Origin of the sequence: Winogradskyella sp. MIT101101 (assembly GCF_047126865.1) — a bacterium.
GTDB classification, from domain to species: Bacteria; Bacteroidota; Bacteroidia; order Flavobacteriales; family Flavobacteriaceae; genus Winogradskyella; species Winogradskyella ouciana.
Window position 1 is genome coordinate 1,354,852 of the sequence record NZ_CP138982.1, and the last position, 10,149, is coordinate 1,365,000.

The 10,149-nt window shown below is 37.4% G+C and carries 4 protein-coding genes and 2 rRNA genes (1 of these 6 only partly in view); 2 read left to right on the forward strand and 4 right to left on the reverse strand.

Annotation, left to right across the window (positions count from 1 at the left end; genetic code table 11):
- Positions 1 to 27 precede the first annotated feature (27 nt).
- Positions 28 to 1,095: an anhydro-N-acetylmuramic acid kinase gene (locus tag SIB89_RS06375; RefSeq protein WP_412561581.1), complete on the reverse strand. Its 1,068-nt coding sequence runs from the start codon at positions 1,093 to 1,095 to the stop codon at positions 28 to 30.
- Between the two features lie 91 nt (positions 1,096 to 1,186).
- On the opposite strand from SIB89_RS06375, the gene SIB89_RS06380 reads away from it, so the two are divergent.
- Together SIB89_RS06380 and SIB89_RS06385 are read left to right on the forward strand one after the other, a co-directional pair.
- A complete protein-coding gene (locus SIB89_RS06380) occupies positions 1,187 to 2,329 on the forward strand; it encodes an acyl-CoA dehydrogenase (RefSeq protein ID WP_412561892.1) in 1,143 nt (380 codons plus the stop codon).
- Positions 2,330 to 2,479: 150 nt separating this feature from the next.
- A complete protein-coding gene (locus SIB89_RS06385) occupies positions 2,480 to 5,383 on the forward strand; it encodes a T9SS-dependent M36 family metallopeptidase (RefSeq protein ID WP_412561582.1) in 2,904 nt (967 codons plus the stop codon).
- 79 nt (positions 5,384 to 5,462) lie between these two features.
- Here SIB89_RS06385 and SIB89_RS06390 read toward each other — a convergent pair whose 3' ends face one another.
- The 3 genes from SIB89_RS06390 to SIB89_RS06400 form a co-directional block, all read right to left on the reverse strand.
- Entirely contained in the window at positions 5,463 to 7,901 is a 2,439-nt protein-coding gene (locus SIB89_RS06390; protein ID WP_412561583.1) for a helix-turn-helix domain-containing protein, read from the reverse strand.
- Positions 7,902 to 8,012: 111 nt separating this feature from the next.
- Positions 8,013 to 8,121, reverse strand: a 5S ribosomal RNA gene (rrf, locus tag SIB89_RS06395).
- Between the two features lie 133 nt (positions 8,122 to 8,254).
- Positions 8,255 to 10,149 (reverse strand): 23S ribosomal RNA (locus tag SIB89_RS06400) (it continues 929 nt past the right edge of the window).

The following is a 10,149-nucleotide window of genomic DNA, read 5'->3' on the forward strand; positions in this document are numbered from 1 at the left end:
TTCCTAAAAGAGATTAAAACATTAATTTTAAGTGTTAGGAATTAAAATTTTTCCAGAGGAATGATTCTTGCTCGCTCCCGTGACACTTTTAAGGGAATTAACCTCATTTCGTTCTCTTAAAACTCCCAATAAACCAAAAACCAGAGCTTCTTTAAATTCAATGATTTCCTTACTAGGCATTATTATTTGTGATTTTGTAAGCGATTTTATTCTATGGATTAAAAAATCATTGTAGGCTCCTCCACCCGTTACCAATACTTTAGCCTCCTCTTGATACAAAATTTTAGAAATTTTAATCGCAACATGCTCTACGAACGTTCTCAACACATCTTCAATTCTGAGATTACAGGAGTCAATTAATGGAATAACCTTTTCTTTAACCCATTCTAAACCCAATGATTTAGGCGGTTTCTGTTGATAGAACTCAATTTGATTCAATTTTGTTAGCAATTCGGAATCAATATTACCAGTCGAGGCTAATTTTCCTTTGTCATCAAAATCCAGATTTAATTTGAATACATAATGGTTTAAAACAATATTGACAGGACAAATGTCAAAAGCGATTCTTTCGTTATTCTCTTCAAATGAAATATTGGCGAAGCCTCCTAAATTCAAACAGAAACCATATTTCTCAAACAATAATCGATCACCAATAGGTACCAAAGGCGCACCTTGTCCGCCATATTCAACATCTTGAACCCTAAAATCGCAAATGACCTTTTCATTTAATGTATTTGCTAAAATCTGCTGATTACCAATTTGCAGTGTTAATCCATTTTCAGGTTGATGCAAAGCCGTATGTCCATGTGAAGCAATAAAATCAATATCAGTTATATTATGCTTTTTGATAAATTCCGAAATAACCGTTCCCAAATATTTGGAATAAGCTTTATCTATTTCTGATAATTCATCCAAAGTCTTTGTTACCAATTGACTTAGAGATAATTTCCAAATCTCAGAATATTTCAGGGTTTCTGACTTGTGAATCTTAAATGTCCAATTATTATCATATATATATGTTGCGTATATGATATCTATACCGTCCAAAGAGGTGCCAGACATCACACCCACTACATTATAATAAGACTTTGCCATATTAGTAAAAATAATATTACTTATTGAAAATACCGCAAGAAACAGTTATCTTTGCATGAAATTTTTAACAAATCAACAATTAGTTTGCTTTATGGATTTTAGCTTAACAGAAGAACATATAATGATTCGTGATGCTGCAAGAGATTTTGCACAAACAGAATTACTTCCTGGTGTTATAGAACGTGATAATGCACAAACCTTTCCCGATGAATTGGTGAGAAAAATGGGCGAGTTGGGTTTTATGGGTATCATGGTGGACCCAAAGTATGGGGGAAGCGGTATGGATGCAATCTCTTATGTTTTAATTATGGAAGAGTTGTCTAAAATTGATGCCTCTGCTTCTGTTATGGTTTCTGTAAATAATTCATTGGTCTGTTATGGTCTTGAAGCCTTTGGTACTGAAGAGCAAAAGCAAAAATACTTAACCAAACTTGCTACTGGAGAACACATCGGTGCATTTTGTTTAAGTGAGCCAGAAGCTGGAAGTGATGCAACCTCTCAAAAAACTACTGCTATTGACAAAGGGGACCATTATATTATCAATGGTACAAAAAACTGGATTACAAACGGCGGACGTGCGGACACCTATTTAGTCATAGCGCAAACCGATAGGAAAAAAGGCCACAAAGGCATCAACGCTTTTATTCTTGAAAAAGGCATGCCTGGTTTTGATATTGGCCCAAAAGAAGATAAGCTTGGTATACGTGGTAGTGATACACATACATTGCAATTTAATGATGTAAAAGTACCAAAGGAAAATAGAATCGGCGAAGATGGTTTTGGATTTAAGTTTGCCATGAAAACCTTATCTGGCGGACGTATTGGTATTGCTGCACAAGCCCTTGGGATTGCATCAGGAGCTTATGAATTGGCCTTAAAATACTCTAAGGAGCGTAAAGCTTTTGGAACAGAAATATGTAATCATCAAGCTATAGCTTTTAAATTGGCTGATATGTACACTGAGATTGAAGCTGCTCGCCATTTAGTAATGAAAGCTGCTTGGGAAAAAGACCAAGGTAATAATTATGATATGGCAAGTGCAATGGCAAAACTTTACGCAAGTAAAGTAGCCATGGAACAGACTGTTGAAGCTGTGCAAATACATGGTGGTAATGGATTTGTTAAGGAATATCACGTAGAGCGATTAATGCGAGATGCTAAGATTACCCAGATTTATGAAGGGACTTCTGAAATACAGAAAATTGTAATTTCGAGAGGAGTTCTTCGAGATTAATTGAGACGTTCATCGAAAAATTTTACAAAATCCTGCCTTAACGCAGGATTTTTTTTATATTACAACATCAAATAGTGTTTCCCCTTCCCAATTTACTATTCGATTATTCTTCCCACACAAATAATTTATTAATCTTTTTAAATTCTTATTATGAAAAATTTTTACTTAACAGTTCTGTTATGTATGATTTTTGTTTGTGCTGGTCATTCTCAAAAATCTGTAATTACAGACTACATGCAAGAAAACCTTGAAGAATTAAAGTTAACCCAAAATGACGTGTCCAATTTTAGGATTCTAAGTTCTTCAACTTTGTCCAACAAGTATTTTGGTATTTATTATTTGCAACAGGAAGTCAATGGAATTCCTATTGCAGATAAAGTTGCTACAGTGCTTATAAAAGATGATGAGATTTTGAGACTCAAACATCATTTTATTTATGACGCATCATCAAAAATCAATTCTCAAACTGCATCGATTTCACCAGTAATGGCTGCAAATTATGCGATTAGTAATCTTGGTCTTGGCACAGATGAAAATTTAAAAGTTGTTGATTATTCGACTAAGCAAGATATTACTAAAGAAAATCTTTTGTCTAGTAACCTAGAGTCCCCATTAATGTTTGTCTCTGACAGTGATGGAAATTACGTCTTATCTTATGAAGTTGTGATAAAAACAAATGATCATTGGTGGGTTACAAAAATTGATGCCACCAACGGAAATATTATTTCCAAAGCAGACGCATTGATTAGCTGTAATTTTGATACCACCATTGATGATAGTAAACCAATTAATCACAAAAACCACAGCCATCGTTATACATTTAATGGAAATGAGATCAATAATGCTGAAGTTTTTGATGACAGATTATTTAATCAAAATGATAGTGGGAATAGTATGTTTATGCCACCTTTGGCTGCGGAAAGTGCTACTTACAATGCTTTTCCTTTAAAAGTAGAGACACCTAATCATGGAAGTAGAGATATGTTGAGTAACCCTTGGGAGGTTACACCTACAGGTGGAGCTGAAGTCCCATCTCCATTTGGATGGCACGATTTTGAAACTGCACCAGATGTATATGTTCAAACTACACGAACCGAAGGGAACAATACTAGAGCCTATGAGGATGCTGGAAATAGAGACGCTCCATTACCAGATGGGTCATCTTATGCAGATGCCACTAACATTGACGGGACAACAGGTGACATGACTTTTGATTATACCTTAGACCTTAACCAGTTTCCAGATGCATACCAAGATGCAGCAATAGTCAATCTTTTCGTTTGGAATAATTTTATGCACGATTTTTCTTATGCTTATGGATTTGACGAAACCAATGGGAATTTTCAACAAGAGGATTATGATAGATTTGCTGGCGTTGGTGGCGGAATTAATGATTGGGATGGTGATGAAGTACGTGCTGAAGCCCAAGATGGCGACGGTTTAAACAATGCTAATATGGGTACGTTAGGTGATGGCTTTGAACCTACAATGCAGATGTTTCTTTGGGGAGCATCTCCATTTGGAGAATTTTTTGAAGTCATTGAAAATACAGATGATAACTCATTATTAGGAGCATATGATGCTTCTCGTTTTCCATTTGTTCCTATTCCTAGAGAAACAGATGCACCTCTAGAGGCCCAATTGGTTTTAGTGCAAGATGATGGTCTTCCTTATACGGCACAAGAAGATGGAGGCACTCCAGGGCCAAGCCCAAATTTAAGTGATGGTTGTACAGGCGCAGGAGCCACTCCTGAAACCCAGATGTTAGTAAATGCAGCAGATTTAAATGGTAATATAGCCGTAGTAAGAAGAGGTGTTTGTACATTCGTTAAAAAAATAACACTTGCTCAAAACTCAGGCGCAATAGGTGTTATTCTTGTTAATAATAACCCTGGCGAAGGTCCAATTAATGGTGGTGGAGAACCTTACATACCATTAAACATTCCTGCAATATCAATTTCTTTCGAAGACGGTGAAGCATTGATTGAAAAAATTGGAGATGCTGATGGTGATGGAACAATTGAATCTGTAGGAGAGCAAGTGACAGGAAAATTAATAGATCGTGGTCCAGCGTCTAATCTAATAAACAGAGATGGTGATTTAGATCAAGGTATAATTGCTCATGAGTATGCGCATGGAATTTCGACCAGATTGGTTGGAGGACGACAAAATTTCTCATGTTTAATAGGCGCAGGTGCCGTTAAAGAAGAACAAATGGGAGAAGGTTGGTCAGACTTTTATGGCCTTGTAACAACGCATAACTTTGCTTTAAATAGTGACCCAACAGACCCGAGAGGAATTGGAACTTATGTACAATTTCAAACAACAGATGGTCCAGGAATCCGTCCTTCACCATATTCTACAGATTTTAGTGTAAACGATTATACTTATGGTGATATAGCAAATGAAGCATTAACAGTACCTCATGGTGTAGGTTTTGTTTGGTCCACTATGCTATGGGACTTGTATTGGGCTTTAATTGACGAACACGGGTATGATCCAGACCTATACTATGGTACTGGTGGAAATAATATAGCTATACAGTTAGTGACAGATGGATTGAAATTGACAGACTGTGGTAATGTCGGTTTTGTAGAAGGTAGAGATGCTATTTTAGCTGCGGATGATGCCTTATATGGTGGTGCAAACCATTGCTTAATTAGAAATGTGTTTGCTCAACGTGGTGTAGGTGCTTTGGCATTACAAGGGAGTGCCGATAGTAGATCTGATCAAGTAGAAAATTTTGATTTAGATGGTGGAGTTTTTGTTGGTAATAATTGTGGTGATGTTTTGAACAACCAAGATTTTGAAAGAACTGCATTTGTTGTTTATCCTAATCCAACAAATAGTACAATCTTTATAGCTTCAGGTTCTAATTATGGTGATGCAAAAGTGAGACTTTATGATATTAACGGCAGACAGTTGTTAACTAAGACAATTAATTTGTCTAATACACCTCATATAGACATAAGCAATCTTTCTGATGGAATGTATGTTTTAGAGATAGAAACTGGCTCTAATAAAACTTTCTCTCAGAAAATTATAAAAAATTGATTATTAGCTTTTATTATGGAAAGGGAAGGTTTTCAATAAGCCTTCCTTTTTTATTTTCTTATTTTAAAATTAATACTGATTAAGTATTATTTAATTCATTCAGCACCAAACGTAATTCACCATAAGAATATTTATCATCAAGTTGGTGCTTTAAATCCGAGAGATTTTCGAAAGTCTTGGTGGGAATGATTTCTTTTAATTCTGAATAGTGAGCTTTTGGCATTAGGTCTATAATCTTCACTTCTCCTGATGAAATGAAACTAGCCAAATGGCCAAATATAGTATTAGTGTTTAATTCTCGTTCTAGAGCTATTTGATCTATTGATTTACCTGACTTAAAAAGCTCTAAGGAGATTTTCTTTGTACCCTCTTTTTTCTTTTTGGGTTTTAATTCTTCAAGAACTGGAAGCTTATCATTAGATTCAATATCATTTTCTTCACAGTAATCAGTAATCACTTTTAATATTTCAGAGCCATATTTTTCAATTCTTGTTTTGCCCATGCCGTGAATTTGCTTTAATTCAGCTTTAGTTGTTGGTAACAACTCACACATGGCATATAATGATTTTTGTGTAAAAATCTGAAAGTGAACTAAATCTTCACGTTTTGCGATTTGGTTCCTAAGTTCTCTAAGTAATTCAAAGAGTTCAACATTGGTTGTACCATCAATAATAGCTTTACGTTGTTTTTTAGGTTTTTCTTTTCCTAAGAAAACAGACTTGGCTCTTAGAGATAAAAATTGTTGCACATTAAAGCCCTCTTTTAAGCCTAAAAAATAGGATACTTTTGTCTCTAATAACTCTTCTAATGTATCTAGTTGTTTATCAATATCTTTTTGAATTGCTTTATTATCAGTAGTAAAACTTAAAGCCTTAAGAGAACCTCCTATTGTTTCTTTTGTTTGCTCCTCAAAGTAATCGATAGCTTTTATAAATCTATCCTGAAGTGTTTTATTAGATTCGGGCATATCTACCGAGTCACCAATCGATTTTAGTTGGCTATTAAAGGAGTTGCTTATTTTAAGTAGGTTGGTAACTGAATCTTTTATTGTTACCAAAGGTGTTTCAATATTTCCTTCAATGCTCCCTCTGTTTTTATAGTAAGTATCTAATATTCGATTTGAAGGATATAAAAATTTATAAAAATCAAAAATCTCGGAAATTAAGCCTAACTGAAATGTACGTTTAGATTGCTGGAGCATATCATTATTTGGTTGGTTAGCTTCTGCACTTTCGTTAAAAGAAATAACATTACTATCACTAATGATTTGACTCGGAGTAATTTTACTATTAAGAACTAATCCTTCTAGCGATTTACAGCGACTAAGCGCTACATAGGTTTGCCCGTGCGCAAAGGCAGCTTCAGCATCAATTATTGCTTTATCAAAAGTTAAACCCTGACTTTTATGAATTGTGATTGACCAGGCCAAGCGAAGTGGCATTTGTGTATAACTACCAATTTTGTCTTCGGAAATTGCTTTTGAGTCCTTATCGACAGTGTATTTAATATTTTCCCAAACCTCTGGTTTCGTGATTATATTAAAATCGTCATCTGGGCAATTCACAACAACTTCGTCATCATCTAATAAAATTACCTTACCAATTTTACCGTTGAAGTAACGCTTTTCTGGTGAACTATCATTTTTAATAAACATAACTTGCGCACCAACTTTTAGTTTTAACTCTTCTTTGTTGGGATAAGAATGTTCAGGGAATTTTCCTTCAACAACTGCATTATAAGTTCTTGATTTTCCTTCAAGCTTTTCAAGCTCTTGTTTATTGATCTGGCTGGCTTTATGATTATGGGTCGTCAATGAAATATAACCTTCATTTTCATTTGGAATAAAGTTAGGTTGGTAACGTTTATTCAATTCGTCAGCTGATGATTGACTTAGTTCATTATTTCTAATTTCATTCAGTATATTAATAAACACTGGGTTTTCTTGCCTATAAATATGCTTTAATTCAATCGTAATCGGGTTTGAATTTTTATAAGCTTCACTACTAAAGAAGAATATATTCCTATAAAATGGCTTTAATAACTGCCATTCTTGCTCTTTAATTACTGGCGATAACTGTTGAAGGTCACCTATCATCAATAATTGAGTTCCACCAAAAGGCAATTTTCTATTTTTAAAGCGTTTTAAAGTTCTATCTATTCCGTCTAGTAAGTCAGCTCTCACCATACTGATTTCATCAATAACCAATAGATCTAAAGACTTGATAATATTAATTTTTGTTTTACTGAATTTTCTATTGAAACTAGTTGTAGAATTTAAATCTGTATGAGGTAAAATTGGCCCAAATGGCATTTGAAAAAAAGAATGAATAGTTACCCCTTTAGCATTTATAGCCGCTACTCCAGTTGGTGCAACCACCACCATTCGTTTTTGTGATTGCATTTTTAATTTATGTAAAAATGTTGTTTTGCCTGTACCCGCTTTACCAGTTAAGAATATATTTCTATTTGCATTATTAACGAAATCCCAGGCAAGATTAAGTTCATTATTTATTTTCATTATAGCTTTCAGATAAAACTTGAAGATAACAAATCTGAAACTTTTAAATTGAAGTAATTTTCTCTATAAACGAAAAAAATCCCGATTCTAACAATAAGAATCGGGATTCAAAAAAGGCGGCGACCTACTCTTCCACAGATAGTAGTACCATCGGCGCAAACGGGCTTAACTTCTCTGTTCGGAATGGTAAGAGGTGAGCCCCGTCGCTATAACCACCTTAAGTCTTGGTTGCTATAAACATATACAACACTAATATTGTTGACATATTGAAAAAGACGACGAATCGTCATTGGATATATGATAATTAACTGGAAATCTATTTAATAGAATTCGTACCTATAAAAAGAACGGCGTACAATAAGCCTATGGGTTATTAGTACTACTCGGCTATGACGTTACCGCCTTTACACCTGTAGCCTATCGACGTGGTCATCTTCCACGACCCTTTAAAGAAATCTCATCTTGTGGTGGGTTTCGCGCTTATATGCTTTCAGCGCTTATCCCTTCCCAACGTAGCTACCCAGCAATGCTCCTGGCGGAACAACTGGTACACCAGAGGTTGGTCCAACTCGGTCCTCTCGTACTAGAGTCAGATCCACTCAAATTTCTAACGCCCACAGTAGATAGAGACCGAACTGTCTCACGACGTTCTGAACCCAGCTCGCGTGCCACTTTAATGGGCGAACAGCCCAACCCTTGGGACCTTCTCCAGCCCCAGGATGTGACGAGCCGACATCGAGGTGCCAAACCCCCCCGTCGATGTGAGCTCTTGGGGGAGATCAGCCTGTTATCCCCGGAGTACCTTTTATCCTTTGAGCGATGGCCCTTCCATGCGGAACCACCGGATCACTATGCTCTACTTTCGTACCTGATCGACCTGTATGTCTCTCAGTCAAGCTCCCTTATGCCATTGCACTCTGCGCACGGTTACCAAGCGTGCTGAGGGAACCTTTAGAAGCCTCCGTTACTCTTTTGGAGGCGACCACCCCAGTCAAACTACCCACCAAGCACTGTCCCTGATCAGAGGTTAGACTCTAGATAAGCAAAGGGTGGTATTTCAACAATGACTCACCCACGCCTGGCGACGCAGGGTCGAAGTCTCCCACCTATCCTACACATTACTTATCCAAAGCCAATACTAAGCTATAGTAAAGGTTCACGGGGTCTTTTCGTCCCACTGCGGGTAATCGGCATCTTCACCGATACTACAATTTCACCGAGCTCATGGCTGAGACAGTATCCAAATCGTTACACCATTCGTGCAGGTCGGAACTTACCCGACAAGGAATTTCGCTACCTTAGGACCGTTATAGTTACGGCCGCCGTTTACTGGGGCTTCATTTGAGATCTTCGAGGTAAACCTCTAAACCCTCCACTTAACCTTCCAGCACCGGGCAGGTGTCAGGCCCTATACGTCATCTTTCGATTTAGCAGAGCCCTGTGTTTTTGATAAACAGTCGCTTGGATCTTTTCACTGCGGCCTGTATTGCTACAGGCGACGCTTCTCCCGAAGTTACGCGTCTATTTTGCCTAGTTCCTTAGCCATGAATCTCTCGAGCTCCTTAGAATTCTCATCCCAACTACCTGTGTCGGTTTAGGGTACGGGCTGCTTCACTCGCTTTTCTTGGAAGTCGATTCGCTAGATTATCACCTTGGCCGTAGCCTCAGTGTACTATCGCCGTGTTACCACTGGCTTCAACGCACTATTCCGTCAGTGCGCACTAACTATTCGCCTCCGTCACTTTTAGCGTGAGCAGGTACAGGAATATTAACCTGTTGTCCATCCACTACCCCTTTCGGGTTCGCGTTAGGTCCCGACTAACCCTCAGCTGATTAGCATAGCTGAGGAAACCTTAGTCTTTCGGAGTGCGGGTTTCTCGCCCGCATTATCGTTACTTATGCCTACATTTTCTTTTGTAGCTTCTCCAGCATACCTCGCAGTACACCTTCGACGACACTACAATGCTCCCCTACCACTTTTACAAGTCCATAGCTTCGGTAGTATGTTTATGCCCGATTATTATCCATGCCGGATCGCTCGACTAGTGAGCTGTTACGCACTCTTTAAATGAATGGCTGCTTCCAAGCCAACATCCTAGCTGTCTGTGCAATCCAACCTCGTTTATTCAACTTAACATACATTTGGGGACCTTAGCTGATGGTCTGGGTTCTTTCCCTCTCGGACATGGACCTTAGCACCCATGCCCTCACTGCTGATCATCATTTTATAGCATTCGGAGTTTGTCAG